The 18,859-nt window shown below is 55.7% G+C and carries 20 protein-coding genes; 10 read left to right on the top strand and 10 right to left on the bottom strand.

Annotated features, from left to right (window positions below):
* Positions 1-13 precede the first annotated feature (13 nt).
* From AC6I7A_RS08755 to ycgZ, 3 genes are all read left to right on the top strand, one after another.
* A complete protein-coding gene (locus AC6I7A_RS08755) occupies positions 14-244 on the top strand; it encodes a YgdI/YgdR family lipoprotein (RefSeq protein WP_009090374.1) in 231 nt (76 codons plus the stop codon).
* Positions 245-622: 378 nt separating this feature from the next.
* Positions 623-895: a hypothetical protein gene (locus AC6I7A_RS08750; RefSeq protein ID WP_009090376.1), complete on the top strand. Its 273-nt coding sequence runs from the start codon at positions 623-625 to the stop codon at positions 893-895.
* Between the two features lie 224 nt (positions 896-1,119).
* Positions 1,120-1,359 carry a regulatory protein YcgZ gene (gene ycgZ, locus AC6I7A_RS08745; RefSeq protein WP_009090377.1) on the top strand — a complete coding sequence of 80 codons (240 nt, stop codon included), beginning with the start codon at positions 1,120-1,122 and terminating at the stop codon, positions 1,357-1,359.
* 74 nt (positions 1,360-1,433) lie between these two features.
* Here the strand turns inward: ycgZ and AC6I7A_RS08740 are convergent, their stop codons facing one another.
* Together AC6I7A_RS08740 and AC6I7A_RS08735 are read right to left on the bottom strand one after the other, a co-directional pair.
* On the bottom strand, positions 1,434-2,048 hold the full coding sequence (locus AC6I7A_RS08740; RefSeq protein WP_058956544.1) for a TetR/AcrR family transcriptional regulator: 615 nt from the start codon (positions 2,046-2,048) through the stop codon (positions 1,434-1,436).
* 197 nt (positions 2,049-2,245) lie between these two features.
* Positions 2,246-3,487: an MFS transporter gene (locus AC6I7A_RS08735; RefSeq protein ID WP_058956545.1), complete on the bottom strand. Its 1,242-nt coding sequence runs from the start codon at positions 3,485-3,487 to the stop codon at positions 2,246-2,248.
* 346 nt (positions 3,488-3,833) lie between these two features.
* On the opposite strand from AC6I7A_RS08735, the gene AC6I7A_RS08730 reads away from it, so the two are divergent.
* Positions 3,834-4,715 (top strand): LysR family transcriptional regulator, encoded by an 882-nt coding sequence (locus tag AC6I7A_RS08730; RefSeq protein ID WP_058956546.1) that lies wholly within the window; start codon positions 3,834-3,836, stop codon positions 4,713-4,715.
* Between the two features lie 120 nt (positions 4,716-4,835).
* Here AC6I7A_RS08730 and umuC read toward each other — a convergent pair whose 3' ends face one another.
* The 4 genes from umuC to AC6I7A_RS08710 form a co-directional block, all read right to left on the bottom strand.
* Positions 4,836-6,104, bottom strand: a complete 1,269-nt coding sequence (gene umuC, locus AC6I7A_RS08725) for a translesion error-prone DNA polymerase V subunit UmuC (protein ID WP_058956547.1) — start codon at positions 6,102-6,104, stop codon at positions 4,836-4,838.
* Between the two features lie 2 nt (positions 6,105-6,106).
* Positions 6,107-6,526, bottom strand: coding sequence for a translesion error-prone DNA polymerase V autoproteolytic subunit (gene umuD, locus AC6I7A_RS08720; RefSeq protein ID WP_009090412.1), 420 nt, complete (start codon positions 6,524-6,526; stop codon positions 6,107-6,109).
* Positions 6,527-7,177: 651 nt separating this feature from the next.
* Complete coding sequence (locus AC6I7A_RS08715; protein ID WP_009090413.1) at positions 7,178-7,402, bottom strand: hypothetical protein; 225 nt, start codon at positions 7,400-7,402, stop codon at positions 7,178-7,180.
* Positions 7,403-7,601: 199 nt separating this feature from the next.
* The gene (locus tag AC6I7A_RS08710; protein ID WP_195910795.1) at positions 7,602-7,769 is read right to left on the bottom strand and encodes a hypothetical protein; all 168 of its coding nucleotides are present in this window, start codon (positions 7,767-7,769) and stop codon (positions 7,602-7,604) included.
* A 184-nt stretch (positions 7,770-7,953) separates the two neighbouring features.
* Here AC6I7A_RS08710 and AC6I7A_RS08705 point away from each other — a divergent pair, with 184 nt between their 5' ends.
* The 3 genes from AC6I7A_RS08705 (at position 7,954) to AC6I7A_RS08695 (ending at position 10,271) form a co-directional block, all read left to right on the top strand.
* The gene (locus AC6I7A_RS08705; protein WP_046101757.1) at positions 7,954-8,211 is read left to right on the top strand and encodes a biofilm development regulator YmgB/AriR family protein; all 258 of its coding nucleotides are present in this window, start codon (positions 7,954-7,956) and stop codon (positions 8,209-8,211) included.
* A 276-nt stretch (positions 8,212-8,487) separates the two neighbouring features.
* Complete coding sequence (locus AC6I7A_RS08700) at positions 8,488-9,336, top strand: manganese catalase family protein (protein ID WP_058956548.1); 849 nt, start codon at positions 8,488-8,490, stop codon at positions 9,334-9,336.
* Between the two features lie 71 nt (positions 9,337-9,407).
* The gene (locus tag AC6I7A_RS08695) at positions 9,408-10,271 is read left to right on the top strand and encodes an SDR family oxidoreductase (protein WP_058956549.1); all 864 of its coding nucleotides are present in this window, start codon (positions 9,408-9,410) and stop codon (positions 10,269-10,271) included.
* Here AC6I7A_RS08695 and AC6I7A_RS08690 read toward each other — a convergent pair.
* Entirely contained in the window at positions 10,268-11,272 is a 1,005-nt protein-coding gene (locus tag AC6I7A_RS08690) for a UV damage endonuclease UvsE (protein ID WP_058956550.1), read from the bottom strand. The two genes, AC6I7A_RS08695 and AC6I7A_RS08690, sit on opposite strands and share 4 nt — an antisense overlap.
* 102 nt (positions 11,273-11,374) lie before the next feature.
* Between AC6I7A_RS08690 and AC6I7A_RS08685 the strand changes: the two genes are divergently transcribed.
* Positions 11,375-11,740 (top strand): MmcQ/YjbR family DNA-binding protein, encoded by a 366-nt coding sequence (locus tag AC6I7A_RS08685; protein WP_009090418.1) that lies wholly within the window; start codon positions 11,375-11,377, stop codon positions 11,738-11,740.
* A gap of 79 nt (positions 11,741-11,819) precedes the next feature.
* Here AC6I7A_RS08685 and zinT read toward each other — a convergent pair whose 3' ends face one another.
* Complete coding sequence (zinT, locus tag AC6I7A_RS08680) at positions 11,820-12,470, bottom strand: metal-binding protein ZinT (protein ID WP_373682549.1); 651 nt, start codon at positions 12,468-12,470, stop codon at positions 11,820-11,822.
* Between the two features lie 386 nt (positions 12,471-12,856).
* On the opposite strand from zinT, the gene katE reads away from it, so the two are divergent.
* Positions 12,857-15,121, top strand: a complete 2,265-nt coding sequence (katE, locus tag AC6I7A_RS08675; RefSeq protein WP_058956551.1) for a catalase HPII — start codon at positions 12,857-12,859, stop codon at positions 15,119-15,121.
* An 86-nt stretch (positions 15,122-15,207) separates the two neighbouring features.
* On the opposite strand, the gene AC6I7A_RS08670 is transcribed toward katE, so the two are convergent.
* Complete coding sequence (locus tag AC6I7A_RS08670; RefSeq protein ID WP_009090421.1) at positions 15,208-16,866, bottom strand: methyl-accepting chemotaxis protein; 1,659 nt, start codon at positions 16,864-16,866, stop codon at positions 15,208-15,210.
* Between the two features lie 214 nt (positions 16,867-17,080).
* On the opposite strand from AC6I7A_RS08670, the gene AC6I7A_RS08665 reads away from it, so the two are divergent.
* The gene (locus tag AC6I7A_RS08665) at positions 17,081-18,337 is read left to right on the top strand and encodes a mechanosensitive ion channel family protein (protein WP_009090423.1); all 1,257 of its coding nucleotides are present in this window, start codon (positions 17,081-17,083) and stop codon (positions 18,335-18,337) included.
* A 35-nt stretch (positions 18,338-18,372) separates the two neighbouring features.
* Here the strand turns inward: AC6I7A_RS08665 and AC6I7A_RS08660 are convergent, their stop codons facing one another.
* Positions 18,373-18,666, bottom strand: coding sequence for a hypothetical protein (locus AC6I7A_RS08660; protein ID WP_009090426.1), 294 nt, complete (start codon positions 18,664-18,666; stop codon positions 18,373-18,375).
* Positions 18,667-18,859 lie beyond the last annotated feature (193 nt).

Below are 18,859 nucleotides of genomic sequence, written 5' to 3'. Positions count from 1 at the left end.
TAAGGTGAATAAGATGAAAAAAGCGCTGATTTTACCGCTCGCCGCATTGATTGGTATGACTGTATTAACTGGCTGCACCCGCACCAGCTATGCGATTCAGACTAACGATGGACGCACCATTATTAGTGATGGCAAACCGTCAGAATCTGATGCAGGCCTGCTGGCTTACACCGATGCAAACGGCGTGAAGCAACAGATTAATAAAGCCGACGTTAAAGCGGTTTCCGAAGTACCGAATAAATAATGCTCTCTGTGGAATAAAGTCGCCTTCGGGCGGCTTTATTCTGTCTGTCAGTCTTCCGCCTCTTTTTATAAACCCCCTCTCCTTTCTCTGTTACTGAAACAGGCGCGCTTTAATGGGACCCTGTGCCTGACCAGAGTCGCTGGCTTATCTGAATTTCAGGCATCTCCCTCTCTGTTTAATCGTCAAAATCGCTCAGTTATTTTATGAACAGAGGTATCTGAAATTTTTTATGCTGCAATATTAACAGGTTAGCGCTTCGCTTTGAGGTGCCGTTTATTTTGGGAAAAGACCGATCGTTTTGACCTGCTATTTCTGCTCTTTTAGTCAGAGACGCCTTTAACTAAACTGGCGTATGGCTCATTAATCAGGAGATGACATATGGTGTATTATGACAAAAACGTCGGTCATATGATTCTTGGTGAAGCGGCAATTAATCTGGCTTTTACAGAGCAGGAAATCACGCTCGTTTCACTGATTCGCCAGCTGGGTGAAATGGCCGAGCATGAGCGCAGTGATGAACGCGTCGCCCAGATTGCCGATGCGCGAAACTGGCTCAAAAGTTTCACCGAAGCCGCATCGCGCGACCGCGCCGAACTTAACTGGCTGGTTGAGACCGGACAGGCACCGGTTTTCCTGAAAGATTACCGCTAGCTATGCTGCAGGCCAGGCTGTCGGGTGCATTCAGTCTGCGCCCGCCTGCTGGTTTTGCACCCTGCGCCGACTCCGCTCATCCTGTTTTTACCCTGCCACTGTCAGCGCAGCCGTGCTGAATAAAAAGCAGGCGATTTCTGCCAAAATAGCTGTACAACACAGACAATATTGTATAACTTTGTGCCTATTCGTTAGATGCTGAACTATCCGCCAGGAAACGACCCATGTACCCGAACCAGAGACTGCCACAAACGGCAGACGACATTGCCCGTTATTTTAATGCGGCAAGCCTGCCTTCACAGCAAGAGACGCTGGGACAGGTGGTGGTGGAAATTCTGAATGCCGGTCAGAACGTGAATCGCAAATCGATCTGCACCAAACTGCTGCGCCGCCTTGAAACCGCCTCTTCACAGGAAGAAGAGCGCCACTATCACGCGCTCATCAGCCTGCTGTTCGGCCGTTAATCTTCGGGGGCGTTTCAGCCCCCCGCGTGCCGGAGATGCTCCGGAGGGTGTCGCGTCACACAGCGGGCTCGCTGTTACCCCAGCACCTTCAGTGCCAGTGCCAGCGTCTGCTGCTCATTGACCATATCGCCCACCTTGCCTGTCACCCGCATACCAAACGCAATGCAGAGAATCAGACCCGCTGCCGCTTCACTGTCCAGCGTGTTATCGATAGAGCCATCCCGTTGCCCCAGCTCCAGCAGTGAAACCAGGAAGCGCTGATTACGCTGCACAACTTCATTGATGCGCTGCGCCAGCGCCTCATCCATTGTCTGCAACGCAATGGCACTGGCGACAACCAGACAGCCGCGCCGTCCCTCCGTCGCCCGCGCCGAATCCAGATAGAACTGTAACAGCTCGGTGATCTTCTCCCGCCCGCTCACGCAGGGTGCCAGACGACGGCGCAGATCGGCATTGCGCAGCAGCAGATAGCGCTCGAAGACCAGCAGAAACAGTGAGCGTTTATCTTTGAACGCCTTATAGATACTGCCTGCAGAGAGGTTCATCGCCTCACTCAGATCGCCGATGGAGGCTGCATGGTACCCCTTTTGCCGGAAAACGATCATCGCGTGATCCAGAGCCTGCTCGATATCGAACTCTCTGGGCCGTCCCCGCTCTCTGCTTTTTTGCGTTGTCGCTGTCGTGATCATTATTACCGGCCTGAAGAGGTGCATTTCGGTCAAATCAACCGGGGATTCTAGCGCAGGCGCAGGCAACAAGTACAGATGGTCAGCACGACAGCGCATTATACGCCTCCAATGAAAAACGCTAATGCTGCAGAAAATGAGGTGCATCAGTCGGTAATGGCCGTCACGGCAGCCATCAGACTACGCCTGATGGCTGAAGATTAGTCGCGTTTTTCCATCTTTATCCAGAACACCGTGATGCTCAGCAGTAAACAGATAAACGCACCGACGCTGAACAGCAGATCAACGGCCAGATTCAGGCTGGCGTGATCCACCACCGCACCTAACAGCACAGGCACCCAGTTGGCGATATAGGCAATGACATAAAACAGTGAAATCAGTTTTGCGTGACTGGACGCTGGGGAGATCATATTGACCAGAGTCGCGCTTCCCACAAAAATCGCACCATAAGAATATCCGGCCACGAGCAGTCCGGCACATGCCCCTGTTAAAGAGTGAGTGCTGATAGCCCAGGTAAAAAACATGATAGAAATGACCTGAGTAAGACAGCCTGCCGCGAGAGAGGTGCGAGCGCTAATCCGGCGGCTTAAAATCTGGCTGATACCAGCGACCACCAAATAGACTGCTATTACATAGCCATACACACCCTGACGATGAATGTCGAGGAGATGCTCAGCGACCGCCGGTCCAATCGATAAAATGCTGGCGGCAAATGCCCAGCTCATAAACAACGCACCTGCACACAGAAAAAACCGTATACCCGTCGCTTTCAGTCCGGCTTTTAGTGCTGCATCCGCTGAGATGGCGGACGAGGATGACACAACCCTGGGCTGGTCATGGTGATGCGCTGGCCAGCTCAGGCGCAATCCAATAAGGGCGATCGCGGCCGTCATCATAATCAGTACAAACGGCAGCGTCTGGCTGTAGAAATCTGTCTGAATCGCCACGCCGCTGAAAACGGGCCCCAGCGCCAGACCGGTTGTGAAAGAGAGCGTTGCGATCAGAGCTGCAGCTTTACCACCATCTTTCGGGCCAAAACGCAAAAGAGCAATATTGGCTGCGCCGGTTAATGCTCCGGTTCCGAGGCCCGCCAGCAGACGTGCCATAAACAGACAGGCAAACGAGTCGGCCAGGGAAAACAGCAAGGCACCCGCAAAGACGGCCAGCAGCGCAGGTATCATCAGACTGCGCAGGTCAGCCACTTTACCGGCAAGATTTCCCACACTGAATAACGCAATTAAAACCCCTCCCGCATATGCGCCATAGATTATCGTCAGGCTGACAGCGGACAAACCCAACTGCTGCTGATAGAGAGGATAAAGCGGCGTTGGTGCACTGCTGTTTAATAAGGCAGCGACCAGCGCCAGTGCAATAAAGCATAAGGTGCGCATCTTTACAGTGGCGTGATGAGAACTATCCGCCATGAGGTTAACTTCTGACATGTTTATTATCCTGAGCACATGCTTCATAAGCATGACCGGGTCATATTGACGTTCGGGCGTAATGAGAGGCGGGCATCATAGGGCCTGGCAGAGAACCGGTACATCCCCATAACTGCATCACAGGGCTTCAATAATGCTGCTTGTCACATCGGTCCAGACATGCTCAGGCTTTAAGACTACGCAGCATGGGATAAACCTGCAGCCTGTGTCGTCAGGATACGAATGGAGTCACAAACGTCACGCCGTACCGACAGGTTATTCTGCCGTTAAAAGATTGATATTGAATCCGTGAACATTGACACTTGCCGCGGTAAGAACGTGTCCATGTTAAGGAAGAAGGTAAGAAATGAACTGGGATGATGTCCGTTTTTTCCTCGCGCTGGCGAGACAAAAAACGTTGCGGGGTGCTTCAAAATCATTGAACGTCGACCAGGCGACAGTAGGACGACGTATTGCCGCATTTGAAAGCGCACTCGGTTCGCGGTTGTTTATACGCACGCCCCGGGCCTTTACGCTGAGTGAGTTTGGCGATCAGGTGATGACAGAAGCCACGGCTATGGAAAGTGCCATGCAGGCGATGAGTCGTAAAGCCGCCTGCGGCGATAACACCCTTGCAGGTAACGTGCGCATCGCCAGCACAGACACGCTTGCCACTGTATTTGTCATGCCTGCCATTCAACGTCTGCGCGAACAATATCCGGATATCACCGTAACCCTGCTGACCGGAATCGGTTTCTCCGATATCTCATACCGCGGCGCGGATATCGCCATTCGTGGTGCCCGCCCCGATTCAGAAGAGTTAATCGTTAAACGCCTGGCGACCATTGAGATGGGACTCTATGCCAGCCAGCGTTATCTGGATCGGTTCGGAGCACCGAATCAGGAACACGGATTAAGCGGTCATCAGCTGGTCATGTTTCCGGCAGACAGGGTGCCACGTCATCGTCAAAACCTGTGTGGCTTTACAGTTAACAGTCAGCAGGTCGTGCTGGAGTGCAACACGCAGTTGCTGATGCAGTCCGCAATTAAACGCGGGATGGGTATCGGTCTGCTTTCAACATTTTTAGCTAACAGCGATCCGGAATTAATCCCGGTTGTGCCTGAAAAACGCGACCCGGTCGATATCTGGCTGGTGCTCCATCCCGACCTGCAAAAAGTCGCACGCATCAGGGCTGTGATTACGGCGCTGGAGCACTGTTTTGCCGAAGAAATCAGGGCCAGAGACTAAAGGCATCGGATAAATATCAGGTACATACTACCAGGCACCTGAAATAAATCGGGTCGCGGCGTTATCCGACATTTTTGCCTGGCATTACGACGCGGACCGCATAACTAAACAGGAGAATTTCTATTTAAGCGCCGCCACAGGCAGATCCGTTACCCGTGTGGTATAGGCAGGCGACAACATATCGCGCTTCATCGCCCAGGCTTTGTTTACGCCCTGACCTGCAAACCACAGTTTCCCGCTACCGCGCGTGTTAATCCTGTCGATGAGCTGCATCAGCTCTTCACTATTTCGGCGTGGCTGATGTTCATCGAAGAGGTCAAGCTGAGTCACTCCCTGACTGAAAAAATCCGTCAGCACAATCCCTGCCTTCATATAGCGATGGCCCTCAATCCAGATATTATCCAGACACGCCATCGCGACACGAATAATGTCGCGGGTATCGTGAGTCGGGATCAGAAGCTGGGCGGTCGATTGGTTGCCATAAAAAGGCTCATCAGCGGCATGCGGGCTGGTGCGTACGAAGACCCCGACCTGACGACAATATTGCTTCTCGCGACGCAGCTTTTCTGCCGCACGCTCAGCATAGGCACAGACAGCTTCCCGCATCTGATGGTAATCGGAGATGCGGTAGCCGAATGAGCGTGAACACATAATCTGTTGCTTATCAGGCTCGTCCGGTTCCAGATCCAGACAGGACTCGCCGCGTAACTCTCTGACGGTACGCTCCATTACCACACTGAATTGCCTGCGGATCAAATCGGTACTTTGATCCGCCAGATCTTTTGCCGTCATCACGCCCATCGCGTTGAGCCGTTTACTGATACGGTGCCCGACACCCCAGACGTCGGCGACATTAATCAGCGCCAGCAGCTTTCTCTGTCGTTCGGGGTTTGACAGATCAACAATCCCGCCGGTTTTTGTCCACTTTTTAGCCGCAAAATTTGCCAGTTTGGCCAGCGTCTTCGTCGGTGCTATGCCGACACCCACGGTCAGATGGGTCTCTTTACGTATCCGTTCCCGGACCTGTTGACCAAACGTCTCCAGCGCCACAGCGTTCTGCACGCCGGTGAGATCCATAAAGGCTTCATCAATCGAGTAGATCTCCACCGATGGGGCCATCTCTTCCAGTATGGTCATCACCCGATGGCTCATGTCAGCATAGAGCGCGTAATTTGAGCTGAAGACCTGTACCGCGTGACGCGTCAGCTCTTCACGCATTTTAAAATAGGGAGCGCCCATTTTAATGCCGAGTTTCTTTGCCTCAGCACTGCGTGCAATCACACAACCGTCGTTATTAGACAGCACGACAACCGGCTTGCCTTTCAGATCGGGCCGGAAAACTGTTTCACATGACGCGTAAAAGCAGTTCACATCCACCAGCGCAAACATGCTCAGTGCGTCGATTTAATCACAAAGGTGACGACGCCAAACACTTCCAGCACATCTTCAGTCTGGATGGCGATGGGCTTAAATTTGGTGTTCATCGGCATCAGTTGCAGGCAGGGATGAAGCTGCAGGCGTTTCACGGTAAATTCCCCGTCGACGGCGGCTACCACGATGTCCCCATGTCCGGCGGTAAGGGAGCTGTCGACCACCAGCATGTCACCATCATTGATGCCCGCCTCTATCATCGATTCGCCGCTGACCCGGACAAAATAGGTGGCGCTGGGGTGCTGTACCATCAGCGTATTCAGATCGATACGCTGTTCAACATAGTCCTGCGCCGGGGAGGGAAATCCGCACGGGACACGTTCGATATAGAGCGGCAAGGCCATTGCGGCGCGTATGTCCGCAGGTTTGATAAATTCCATCATTGTTCTCCTCTTCCGGATTACTGTATATAAATACAGTAATATCGAATCCCCCTTTTAATCAAGCGAAACGAGGTGTTTTTAAGTAAAGCGCCTGACAACCACACACTTTTTTTAATCTTTCTTTCTGGCTGCCGCGATATTAAGCGAAATCAGATGATTTTCTCCGCAGCGATAAAATAACGCTGAGAGCGGCTTACATTCATTCTTCTTATAAATTCACCCGCTGACTTTTTAACTTAAGCACAATCGGATCACGCCCGGCGGCCATTTAAACAGGCAACGCAGCCTGATTATTCCGCTTTTTTAAACGGCAACGCGCGACAGCCTTAATGCGGTGACGCTGGCTGAAGGACATTTATCGCAGGCAGAAAAAGAGAATGTTCAGCCGCGTGCGCTGAATCATTCCGGGAATGAAAAGAGGTCAGATAAGAGAGTGATCGTGCGCAAAAAACAAGAAGAGCGGAGCGGTCGGGAGAAAGGAAATAAGCAGCGCACAGGCTCTGCCACGCTATTCAGTCTGAGCCGGGGGCGATGAGATAACCCCCTTTCCGGCAGTGCCCGACAGTGACCGTTCGCAGGCTGTGCGGGTCGCTGCCACCGCCCTGTTCTCTTCCGTCTCAGCGGCGGCGGTGGCCTCGCCGTCAGCGTTTAAACCGCGCTATCGCTCTCCAGCGCATCCTGAATCGCGTCGGCCAGATTGCCAATTTCATTGGCCACTGCCTGCAGGTCCCAGGAGGCTTTAGAGCCGGTAGCCGAGGTCGAGGCGCTGACGGACTCTTTTGCCACTGACAGGGCAGCCGCCACGGCGACCGAACGTTTGTGTTGCTCCTGAGTGATGCCCGCAGGCGGTATCGCGAAATAGTCGTGAACCATGATCGTTTCCTTGTGATGAATTAGGGGTCAACCTTAGTCTTCTGCCTCCGGCGTGTGAAGTGAATTATGCGTCCTGACCGGCCGGACGGTCAGGATTCCAGCAGCCGCGTTGCACGCTGATCCTGTGCACCGCAGAAACCTGTACAGGCTGTACAGGTTTCTGGAGAAAAACCGCGTAAAAAAGGCAGCTGTAACGTTTTTACCGGGTGGCCGCAAAATAAACGGGCGCCTTGCCCTTCCCGTGACGCTGGCCGGAGTAATAAACTAAACCACTGTATTTACTCACATAAAAGAACAAAACCTGCCATTTTCCCGGAAAACTCAACCCGCCAACACCTCCGACCAGTACACTTTTAGCAGATTTCATTGTACAAGTTTCTCATTCTTGTATAACTTTACTGCGTGACGATAAATCACTTGTAACGAAGGGTGCTTTGCACCGCATCTGAAGGTGTTGTGGATTTCCACCTTCAGATGCAATTTTTTTTTGCGTCTGCCGGTCACCGGATCTGAATCGACGCATCAACCCCCAATTTCTTATGAGGCCTGACATGCAACCTACGATGAATACAGAGTCTCAGATTTCTGATTACTTCATGAACTCTGGCAAGACACTGACGACTGAAAAACAGGTTATCGCGGCTGTCCATGCTGAACTCGCCCGTGCTAAAGCCCACGTTTCCGATAAAGACATCGTGCTGGGCCTGATTAACCGCCTGGAGAGTGAGCGTGACGTGGTTAAACAGGACGTTTACCGTCAGGCTCTCGAACATGTTCTGCAGCGTGCGCCGGCAACCAGCGCCAGCTAAAAAAACTGTGTCTGTTACGATGGAACGCGAATTAGCATGGATGCGTTTCCTGTCCGGAATCTGCCCCTGATAAGGGGCTTTTTTTTGTCCTGCCCCCCCTTTCCGTCCCCTCTTTTCCTCCCTCGCTTACAGCCAGATATCGTGCCAGATTTAACTATTTTTGCCGCTTATTTCACCATAAATTGCGGTTAATTGCTCTCGGTTCGCTTTATTTATCCGATATCTGTGTCCAGGCTTTTTCTGCATCTCCTGCAAACACAGACGAGGAAAATAATCATGTTTCATCATTCATCAAAACTTCAATTTCCGGTTCGTGTAGAGAAACCCGATCCAGAGTTTGCCATGCTGTTACAGCAGGCCATCGGCGGCGTCGAAGGTGAAATTCGTGTAGCGATGCAATACTTTTTCCAGGCAATGGGCGCACGCGGTGATGTGCGGATTCGCGATCTGCTGATCTCAACCGCCACCGAAGAGCTGAGCCATATCGAAATGCTGGGCTACGCCGTGGCGCTTAATCTGGAAGGTGCCCCCCTCTCTTACCAGGAAGCCTCCGCGAAAGATCCGGTGGTCAATGCGATTCTGGGTGGCATGAACCCGCGCCATATTCTCTCTTCCGGCCTGTCCGCAATGCCGGTGAACGCCAACGGGATGCCGTTCGACATGAGCCACATCTACGCCTCCGGTAACGTTGCGGCGGATATGCTGGCCAACGTCACCGCAGAGGCCACCGGTCGCGTGCTGGCTACCCGTCTCTACAACATGACCGAAGATAAAGGCATGAAGGATTTCCTCTCGTTCCTGATCGCCAGGGACACCATGCACCAGCAGCAGTGGCTGGCGGTGATTGAGGAGATGGGCGGACTGAACGCCTCGCTGCCGATCCCGAACAGCTTCCCGCAGGAAAATGAGGCGCAGGAACACTCCTACTACTGCCTGAACACCTCACTGGATAAACCGCTGCCGGAAGGCCGCTGGAGCAGCGGTCCGGCTTACGATGGTCAGGGTCAGTTCAGCGCGAAACAGCAGCCCGATATTCTGGGTGACGAACCGCTGCTCGGTAACGCCCGCCCGGGTTCCGGTGCCCAGGCCGAGCAGATTGACGGTATCACGCCGCCGAAACCTTAATCACTCATGCTGCACGCCTGTCGGGGAGTGACGCCCTGACAGGTTTCGCCCCTTTTACTGGAGGAATAGCCATGTCATCCACTCAGCGTCCACAGCCGCCTTTCGCCGAACAGCAGCAGACGTGGCCAGGCAGCACTGCCGCGATGCAGCCGCAGCCCGATCATGGCGAAGAGAGCTATCAGGGATCAGGCCGCCTGACGGGTAAAAAAGCCATTATTACCGGTGGCGACTCCGGCATTGGCCGGGCTGTCGCCATTGCGTTTGCCCGCGAAGGTGCCGATGTGCTGATCTCCTACCTCGATGAACATGAAGATGCGCAGGATACGGCCCGGCTGGTGGAGGCCGCCGGTCGCAAAGCCGTGCTGATGCCCGGCGATATTACCGAGGCGTCTCACTGTAATGCGCTGGTCGATCGGGCCGTAGAGGCGTTCGGGGAGGTTAACATCCTGGTCAACAACGCCGCCTTTCAGATGACGCGTATGTCGCTGGATGAGATCAGCGATGAAGAGTTTGACCGCACCATGAAAACCAACCTCTACGCGATGTTTTACCTGACCAAAGCCGCCACCCGGCATATGCCGGCGGGCGGGTCGATCATCAACACCGCCTCAATCAATGCCGATCAGCCAAAACCGAAGCTGCTCGCCTATTCGGCCACTAAAGCCGCCATCGTCAACTTCTCCGGCGGACTGGCCGCTCTGCTGGCTGAAAAAGGTATCCGCGCCAATGCGGTCGCGCCCGGCCCTATCTGGACGCCGCTGATCCCCTCAACCATGCCGGTTGAACAGGTGAAAAACTTTGGCAGCGAAGTGCCGCTGCAGCGGGCCGGTCAGCCTGCTGAGCTGGCACCCACCTATGTGATGCTGGCCAGTGACGAAGGCAGCTACATTTCAGGGGCAACCATCGCCGTCACCGGCGGCGTGGCGATTATTTAACAGGACGATTCCCTGGCATACTCTGCCAGGGGATCGGCTATCCGCTGCTGCGCTATCGCCCAGGCGTAGAGCGGTTCCCGCGCCAGATTCTTCATTTTCACTTCGCACATAATGTCGAAATCCTGAAACGACAGCGCCCATCCATTCAGCGTCGGGTTAAAGAAGTAATCAGAGTGCGCCCGCAGTTTGCTTTTGCTCACCCCCAGCGCAGCCTGATCGGGCCAGCCCTCCGGCGGAATGATCCCCTCCTGCGAAATCGAGTAGTGCAGCACCGGACGCACGCCGCGCCAGGAGTCGATGACGCGGGCAACACGCGGATCGTCTGGCTGAATAAACTCACTCTCTTTTACCCAGTGATGGTGAATATCCAGCACCACCGGACAGAGCGGTGCCGCCTGCAGCACGTCATCCAGTGAACAGGAGATCTCATCATTCTCCACCGTCAGCATCCGTTGCGCTTCCGGGCTGAGCTGCTTAAAGGCGCGTTTAAATCCGTCGAACCCCGCCTTACCATTCATATGGATGTTGATTTTGAAATCCTGAAACTGTTTGCCGTAGCCCATCAGCGTGGCGCAGAGCGTGTGATACTCCACATCCTCCAGCGCGCGCGTCACCACATCGGGATTATCGGAGGCCAGCACGGTGTACTGGCCCGGATGGAAGGAGAGCCGGATATCATTTGCCCGCGCCAGTTCACCACAGCGGGCAAACAGCGGATGGAGTTCGGGCAGAAACGCCGCAAACAGCGGCGTGGCTTCGGGCACGGTGTAAAGCGGCAGCAGATCGCTGCCGATACGCATCATCCGGAGAGGCGCGGGTAAGGTAGCCAGTTGCTCCAGCGTCTGATAAAGATGATTCAGATTGGTCACGCTGATCTCATGGAGCAGCTGATAACGTTCATCATGCGATAAACTCAGAAACCGTTTACGGGTGGTGGCGCGAAACGGAAAAAATTGTTTGCCATCACTGTTGAGATACTTACATGCAAAGCCTAATTTCATGACTGCTCCTGATTGATGCTTATCAGAAGTGTAACAGGCCTCTGGCGACCAGCCAGTCGCGGGGGCGCAGAGGCAGGCTATAGAGTGACAGGGAGAACCGCTATGCAGGGCCATGAAATCCAGCGCATCGCCATCGACGCAGCGGAGCGGCTGCCCGCCGCAGAATGCAGCTATCCGTTCGGGCCGAAACATCAGGTATATAAAGTGTGTGGAAAAGTGTTTTTGCTGCTGACCGAACTGCGCGGGGTGCTCATCATCACGCTGAAATGTGAGCCGCAGCAGGCGGAGCTGCACCGGGTCATCTACCCCTCCATTACCCCCGGCTATCACATGAATAAGCGCCACTGGATTACGGTCTCGCCCGGTGACGGCCTCTCGCCCGGCCTGATTCAGCAACTGGTGGAGGAGGCTTATCGCCGCGTCGTGAAGGGTATCCCCGCTTCGCGCCGCCCGGTCTGGGTGGGCTGACAGCGCGGCCACGGGTCAGGAGAAGGACGGCGGACAGGAGTCCGACCCGCCGTCACCCGTGAGCCATCTTACCCCGCGCTTAATGGTGCAGCATCTCCTCCACCACCTCAGCATTCATCATCTGGTAGGGATAATAGGTCGGCCAGTTCTCCATCTCCGCCAGCAGCGCCTGCTGAGAGTCGTTGCCCGTGAAGATATGGAAATGGGCGGACTTACGCGGTCCGATGGTGTGGTCGCTGAACTGCACATATTTTGGCGCGCGGCTGTTCGCGTCTTCACAGGTAAAGAGGTAGCGCACCCCTTTTTTGCCAGAGCTGTAGGTCAGGATTTTATAGCCGTCATAGCGGTAGTGACAGGCGCTGACCTGGTCGCCTACGTGGAACTCCATCACGCCATTTTCAATACCGATGGTATCGACGCGGGTGGCATACCCTTTGCGATAATATTCTTTATATTCTGCGGCCGTTTTATGGGGATCCTGCTGCGCTTTTTTCTGCCAGACCGGATCCAGCTCGCCACTCTGCAGCAGCGGATAGACCGACTGCCACAGCCCATCCCAGTCAGAAAGCGAACGATCTTTCACGTCGCTGTCAGCAAAAACCCCTTCTGCGGCTTTCTGCTCCTGCGCTGACAGCGGTTTGCCATGTGCGTGACTGCCGTGTGCCTGCACCTGCTGCGTGATTAACAGCGCCGCTACGATCCCTATCCATTTACCTGCATGATTCACCACAACCTGACCCTCAGTAAAAATTACAAAATGAAATGTTATGATATAACATTTCCACATTCAACCCGTTTGCCGCTTTATCAACATTAAATCTGTTTATGGTTCTCTCCCCGGTTCAGCGCCTCAGCGGGGAGAGATGGCAGGTCAGGCCGGCGGAGGGAAAACAGAGCGGATGGCCTGGCGGGCGGGCACTGACGCGCCGATAAGCCAGACGGCACAGGGGGTGAATAAACGAAGCGACGAGGCGTACCCGCAGATAAGCGTACGTTTTCAGCCGGACGAAAAAGAGGCAGCCATCCGGATTAAATGCCCCGTTTACCCTCAGCATTGTTCAGGTTGTTCTATATTTAGTGTCGTCGAAAATAAAACAACAGCCGGAGCATGGATTAATGTCGAAAGAAACTGAGAAGAAACCCCTGAGCCACCGTGCGCCCACTACCGGACCAGAGTCGTCAGAGCCGGGTCTGGGTTCGCTGGCACCGAAAGATGGTTCGCATCAGCCACCCGCCGAACCCACTCCGCCAGGCAAGCAGCCTACCGCCCCAGGCAGCCTGAAAGCGCCACAGACCCACAACGCTAAACTCGACCAGCTTGAAGCCAGCCGTAAAAACGGCACGAACCAGCCGCTGACCACCAATCAGGGCACCCGCATCGCCAACGACCAGAACTCCCTGCGAGCCGGTACGCGCGGTCCGACCCTGCTGGAAGACTTCATCATGCGTGAGAAGATCACGCACTTTGACCATGAGCGTATTCCTGAGCGTATCGTGCATGCACGCGGCTCAGCGGCACACGGCTACTTTCAGCCTTACCGCTCACTGAAAGATCTGACCAAAGCTCAGTTCCTCAGCGATCCGAATCAGACCACCCCGGTTTTCGTGCGTTTCTCCACCGTACAGGGGGGTGCTGGCTCTGCCGATACCGTGCGTGATATCCGCGGTTTCGCCGCCAAGTTCTATACCGAAGAGGGCGTGTTTGACCTGGTCGGTAACAACACCCCGGTGTTCTTTATTCAGGATGCGCATAAATTCCCTGACTTTGTGCACGCCGTTAAGCCGGAGCCGCACAATGAAATCCCGCAGGGCCAGAGCGCCCATGACACCTTCTGGGATTATGTCTCCCTGCAGCCGGAAACCATGCACAACGTCATCTGGGCGATGTCCGATCGCGGCATTCCGCGCAGCTATCGCACCATGGAAGGCTTCGGGATTCACACCTTCCGCCTGATTAACGCCGAAGGCAAAGCGACCTTTGTCCGCTTCCACTGGAAGCCGGTGGCCGGTAAAGCCTCACTGCTGTGGGATGAGTCGCAGAAACTGACCGGCCGCGATCCGGACTTCCACCGCCGCGATCTGTGGGAAGCCATTGAAGCGGGCGATTTCCCGGAATATGAACTGGGCCTGCAACTGATCCCGGAAGAGGATGAGTTCAAATTTGACTTCGACATTCTCGATGCCACCAAACTGATCCCGGAAGCGCTGGTTCCGGTTGAAATTGTCGGCAAAATGGTGCTGAACCGTAACCCGGACAACTTCTTTGCCGAAACCGAGCAGGTGGCATTCCATCCGGGTCATATCGTGCCGGGGCTCGATTTCTCCAACGATCCGCTGCTGCAGGGTCGCCTGTTCTCCTATACCGACACGCAGATCAGTCGTCTGGGCGGCCCGAACTTCCACGAGATCCCGATTAACCGTCCGACCTGCCCTTACCATAACTTCCAGCGTCAGGGGATGCATCGTCAGGACATCGACACCAACCCGGCTAACTACGAGCCGAACTCGATCAACGACAACTGGCCGCGTGAAACCCCACCGGCGGCGAAAGGCGGCGGTTTCGAGAGCTATCAGGAGCGGATAGAAGGCCACAAGGTGCGCGAGCGCAGCCCCTCCTTCGGCGAATACTATGCCCAGCCGCGCCTGTTCTGGCTGAGCCAGACCGAGGTTGAGCAGCAGCACATCATCGGTGCCTATTCGTTTGAGCTGAGCAAAGTAGGACGTGCCTATATTCGTGAGCGCGTGGTGGATCATCTGGCGCGCATCGATACCAAACTGGCGCAGGGTGTGGCCGATAATCTGGGCATCGCCCTGACCGACGAGCAGCGCAATATCCAGCCGCCGGCACCGGTCAACGGCCTGACCAAAGATGACAGCCTGAGCCTCTATGCCGTGCCGGATGGCGAGATCAAAGGCCGTCAGGTTGCACTGCTGCTGAGCGACGGCGTGAAAGCGGACGGTGTGCTGGCGATCCTGCAGGCGCTGAAAGCGGAAGGTGTGCACGCCAAACTTCTGGCGCCGCACATGGGCCAGGTGCGTGCCGACGATGGTTCCGTACTGCCGATCGACGCCACCTTCGCCGGTCTGCCTTCGCTGACCTTTGATGCGGTGATCGTACCGGATGGCAACATCGATGCGCTGCTGTTAAGTGGTGATGCCCGCTACTTCCTGCTGGAAGCCTACAAGCACCTCAAGGTCATTGGCCTGGTGGGCGACGCGCGCCGCTTCAAAGCGCAGTTCGGTCTGGGTGATGGCGATCAGGAAGAAGGCATCGTGCAGGGTGACTCGGCGGAAAGCGCCCTGACCTCTGAATTTACGCAGGCGATGAAAGCGCACCGCGTCTGGTCCCGCAGCCAGAAGGCGCAGTCTGTTCCGGCCTGATGCGTTAAGTGAATAAAAAAACCGCCCCCCGGGCGGTTTTTTTTATGGCGGAGAAAGCGGAACCCTGACGTTAAAAGGCGTTCCCGTCAGAAGCTCTGCCAGTTGTCGTTGTCTGCCACGGCGACAGGCTGACGCTGTGGCGCGGCGATCGCCTTCGCGACCGGTGCGGCTGAAAACGCGGCGTGCAGCGTGCCGGTTTTGAAAACCGCGACCGTTTTACGCAGGTAACTTGCCTGCTCCTCCAGCGAGGCGGCGGCACTGGCAGACTCCTCCACCAGCGCGGCGTTCTGCTGCGTAACGCCATCCATCTCTGAGACGGCGATGCAGACCTGCTCAATGCCACGGGTCTGTTCGGTCGAGGAGGCGGCGATCTCTTCGATCAGCTGCGTGACCCGGCTTACCGATGTCACGATGCTCTCCATCGCGCTGCCCGCCTGCGCGGCGTAACCGGCACCGGTTCTGATCCGCTCAGCAGAGCGGTCAATCAGGCCGCGGATCTCCTGCGCGGCCGTGGCGCTGCGGCCAGCCAGCGATCGCACTTCACCCGCCACCACCGCAAATCCCCGACCCTGCTCCCCGGCGCGCGCCGCCTCAACGGCCGCATTCAGCGCCAGAATGTTGGTCTGAAACGCGATGCTGTCGATAATAGCGATAATCCCGGCGATCTGACCGGAGCTTTCGCTGATCTGATCCATGTTGGCGATGACCCGGGCCACCGTCTCGCCGCCCTGCACCGCCGTAGTTGACGCCTCTTTTGACACCGTGGTCGCCTGGCGGGCGTTGTCGGCGTTGAGTTTCACCGTCGAGGTGAGCTGCTCCATGCTGGCCGCGGTCTGCTCCAGCGCGGCGGCCTGCTGTTCTGTGCGGGAGGAGAGATCGCTGCTGCCCGCGGAGATTTCCGCCGCACCGGTGAAGATTGAGCGGGTAGCGTCATCAACCGAGGTGATGGTCACCACCAGCGCATCGCGCATCTGCTGCAGCTCCTGAACCAGCAGCCCCATCTCATTGCGCCCTTCCTGCTGAATCGCGGAGGTTAAATCACCGCCCGAGATGGCACGCATGTAACCGGTCAGCCTGCCGAGCGGGCCGACCAGCAGTTTTTGCAGCCCGACCCAGACCGCTGCGGCCACCACAACGGTAATCAGACCGATGGTCAGCAGCGTCCAGAGTGCATCCGTCAGGCTGCGCTGATTATGCTCGGAGGTCGCTTTCATCAGCTGGATGTTCAGCGCACGCCAGGCCTGATAGGCGCTGTCGAGCTGATCCTGGGCGGCCTGCGCCTCCAGGTTGCCGTAAGCCGGATAGTTGCCCTGCTTCAGAAAGGTGATGGAGGCGAGCATGGTTTCACGCATCTGCTGATAGGCCGCCTTCACCTGCGTCGCCTGCGCGTCGCTCTGTTTCTCCTGCTGCGTCAGCCCCTGCCAGGCGGTGAAGTCGGCGTCGGCCGCCGCCGCAGACTGTCCCGCCTGCTCCAGCAGCGTCGCCATCGCCGCCAGCGATTTCGGGTCCTGCTGATTCTTCAGGAAACGGATCGCCACACGGTTGATGGTGACGCGGGTTTTGATCAGGGTTTTCACGGCATCGCTCAGGTGCTGCTGCTGCAGCGTCAGCTGCTCAGCGGCCACGAAGTTTTTATCGGCTTTTGCCATGCCGTTGTAGAACAGGAAACCGGTCAGGGTGAGTAAAATGATGAAGACGGCCAGCACCGCCAGAATACCGTGCGTTATTTTAAGATTTTTTATCATGTGAGCAGGCTCATATCAGAGGAGATAGTAGCGTTATCGGCCAGCGCCGCGTTTATCTGAGTGCCTGATGGAAAAGCTTTCTCACGGCGTGATGCCAGGCACACTCAGCCGGACAAAAAAAGCGCCGCGAAGGCCTCTGAGCGCATTCGCCGCTTAACATCCGCCCCTCTGCTGTGGTTGAATTCGCCCCTTACATTTTTTGCACGTGGTTATCATGCATTACATACAGAGTCTGATGCGTTTTATTGAGGGAAACAGCGTGTTGTCGGCCAGCTTCAGCCTGCTGCTGCTGATTATGGCCGGGATGGTCACTCACCTGATCTGCAAATTCTTCATCGTCAAAGTGGTCAGGAAAGTCTTCTTCAGCAGCCACAAACAGGGCGTGCCGCTGGACAAAGATGTTCGCCTCTCGCAGAAGCTCTCCAATTTTGTGCCGGTCATTGTGGTCTACAATTTCCTGCAGTTTATGCCCGGCCTGCCGGAGCATCTGAAGATCGCCGTGCAGACCATCTGCGGCATCCTGTTCTTTATCTATCTGTCGATCTTCTTCAACGAAGTGCTGGAGATCGTTAACAGCTCCTATTCGCGCAAATCGAAGCGCAAAAATCACTCGATCAAAGGCTACATCCAGATCGGTAAAATCCTGGTGCACATAATCGCCGCGATCATGATTCTGGCGATCATGTCCAATAAGTCACCGGCGATCATCATCTCCTCGCTGGGTGCGGTGGCCGCCGTGCTGATGCTGATCTTCCAGCATACGCTGCTGTCGCTGGTGGCCAATATTCAGCTCTCCTCCAACGACGTGCTGCAGCTGGGCGACTGGATTGAGATGCCGGATAACAATATCAGCGGGGAGGTGATCGATATTGCGCTGCACACCATCACCATCCGCAACTGGGACAACACCATTTCGCGCATCCCGACCAAGAACTTCCTGACCGAGACCTACACGAACTGGCAGGCGATGTTCTCCTCCGGTGCGCGCCGTATCATGCGCAGCTTTTATCTGGATCAGAAGTCGATCACCTTTGTGAATCAGGAGATGTTGCAGTCGATGAGCCAGATCCGCATCGCCAGCGAAGCGATTACCGGGCTGCTGGACGGGCGCGACATCAGCGCTGTGGGCGACCGCTGGTTTATGGAGAACGGCATTACCAATCTGATGGTATTTCGTAAGTTCCTGACCGCCTGGCTCGCCCAGCGTCACGATATTCAGAAAGAGATGTATATCGTGGTGAGGCCGCTGAAACCGTCACCGGATGGGTTACCGGTGGAGATCTACTGCTTCACCTCCTCCATTCTGTGGGTGGACTATGAGAATACCCAGGCGGAAATTTTTGAGTTTATCTATTCGATGGCCCGTCTGTTTGAACTGCAGATCTATCAGCATCCGGCGGGGTCCGATTTCGCCCGGCTGGCTCAGCCGCACCCCGGGAGCCGGGACGCGCAGCAGAGCAGCGAACAGTAACCCCCCACGCGCGGCGGCCCCTGCTGCCGCGCGGTTCAGCTTTTACTCAGCGCATAGTTCAGCACTCTGTCATTTTTCATCTGCACGGTCAGCGTCTGCCCCTCGGTGGTATTCAGGGTGCGCGCCTCACTGTAGGTCCATTTCAGCAGCCGCTGCCCGTCCGGGTAGGGCGTTTCACTGTCGGGCTGGCCGAACAGGGCGATCAGCTGGGCTTTGGTGGTCTGACCGGCATGAATCTGCTGCAGATGCGAATTGTCCAGCCGGTGTCCGACCCGGTTAGAGCAGGCAGAAAGCAGCAGCAACACGGCTAACAGGGCGTTTTTCCTCACATCCTCTCCTTAAACATTCAGCGTCACGGGCGAGCCTGTCCGGACGTGCCTGAGCTTATAGCGAATCCGCCCCCTCCGTCAGCCTTTTCTGCGCCGCCCCCGCTTTCACTCATCCCGGATCACGCTGATTCAGCGTCATAAACGCAAATTTTGTTCACCAGCCCCTCCGCCGCCCGGCGAGGGCAACATCTTA

The sequence above is a fragment of the Type-F symbiont of Plautia stali genome (genome assembly GCF_059731105.1).
The sequence above is the reverse complement of the archived record's forward strand: the minus strand, read 5'-3'. Positions and strand labels throughout refer to the sequence as shown.

What these genes read in the sequence shown, in the direction of transcription:
- AC6I7A_RS08735 (WP_058956545.1), bottom strand. Translation starts at nt 3,487, where the DNA reads ATGTCAGAAGTTAACCTCATGGCGGATAGTTCTCATCACGCCACTGTA.
- AC6I7A_RS08705 (WP_046101757.1), top strand. Translation starts at nt 7,954, where the DNA reads ATGCAACCTACGATGAATACAGAGTCTCAGATTTCTGATTACTTCATG.
- umuD (WP_009090412.1), bottom strand. Translation starts at nt 6,526, where the DNA reads ATGGAATTTATCAAACCTGCGGACATACGCGCCGCAATGGCCTTGCCG.
- AC6I7A_RS08715 (WP_009090413.1), bottom strand. Translation starts at nt 7,402, where the DNA reads ATGGTTCACGACTATTTCGCGATACCGCCTGCGGGCATCACTCAGGAG.
- AC6I7A_RS08700 (WP_058956548.1), top strand. Translation starts at nt 8,488, where the DNA reads ATGTTTCATCATTCATCAAAACTTCAATTTCCGGTTCGTGTAGAGAAA.
- AC6I7A_RS08670 (WP_009090421.1), bottom strand. Translation starts at nt 16,866, where the DNA reads ATGATAAAAAATCTTAAAATAACGCACGGTATTCTGGCGGTGCTGGCC.
- AC6I7A_RS08695 (WP_058956549.1), top strand. Translation starts at nt 9,408, where the DNA reads ATGTCATCCACTCAGCGTCCACAGCCGCCTTTCGCCGAACAGCAGCAG.
- AC6I7A_RS08690 (WP_058956550.1), bottom strand. Translation starts at nt 11,272, where the DNA reads ATGAAATTAGGCTTTGCATGTAAGTATCTCAACAGTGATGGCAAACAA.
- AC6I7A_RS08755 (WP_009090374.1), top strand. Translation starts at nt 14, where the DNA reads ATGAAAAAAGCGCTGATTTTACCGCTCGCCGCATTGATTGGTATGACT.
- AC6I7A_RS08740 (WP_058956544.1), bottom strand. Translation starts at nt 2,048, where the DNA reads ATGATCACGACAGCGACAACGCAAAAAAGCAGAGAGCGGGGACGGCCC.
- AC6I7A_RS08730 (WP_058956546.1), top strand. Translation starts at nt 3,834, where the DNA reads ATGAACTGGGATGATGTCCGTTTTTTCCTCGCGCTGGCGAGACAAAAA.
- AC6I7A_RS08685 (WP_009090418.1), top strand. Translation starts at nt 11,375, where the DNA reads ATGCAGGGCCATGAAATCCAGCGCATCGCCATCGACGCAGCGGAGCGG.
- AC6I7A_RS08710 (WP_195910795.1), bottom strand. Translation starts at nt 7,769, where the DNA reads ATGAAATCTGCTAAAAGTGTACTGGTCGGAGGTGTTGGCGGGTTGAGT.
- ycgZ (WP_009090377.1), top strand. Translation starts at nt 1,120, where the DNA reads ATGTACCCGAACCAGAGACTGCCACAAACGGCAGACGACATTGCCCGT.
- AC6I7A_RS08665 (WP_009090423.1), top strand. Translation starts at nt 17,081, where the DNA reads ATGCATTACATACAGAGTCTGATGCGTTTTATTGAGGGAAACAGCGTG.
- katE (WP_058956551.1), top strand. Translation starts at nt 12,857, where the DNA reads ATGTCGAAAGAAACTGAGAAGAAACCCCTGAGCCACCGTGCGCCCACT.
- AC6I7A_RS08750 (WP_009090376.1), top strand. Translation starts at nt 623, where the DNA reads ATGGTGTATTATGACAAAAACGTCGGTCATATGATTCTTGGTGAAGCG.
- umuC (WP_058956547.1), bottom strand. Translation starts at nt 6,104, where the DNA reads ATGTTTGCGCTGGTGGATGTGAACTGCTTTTACGCGTCATGTGAAACA.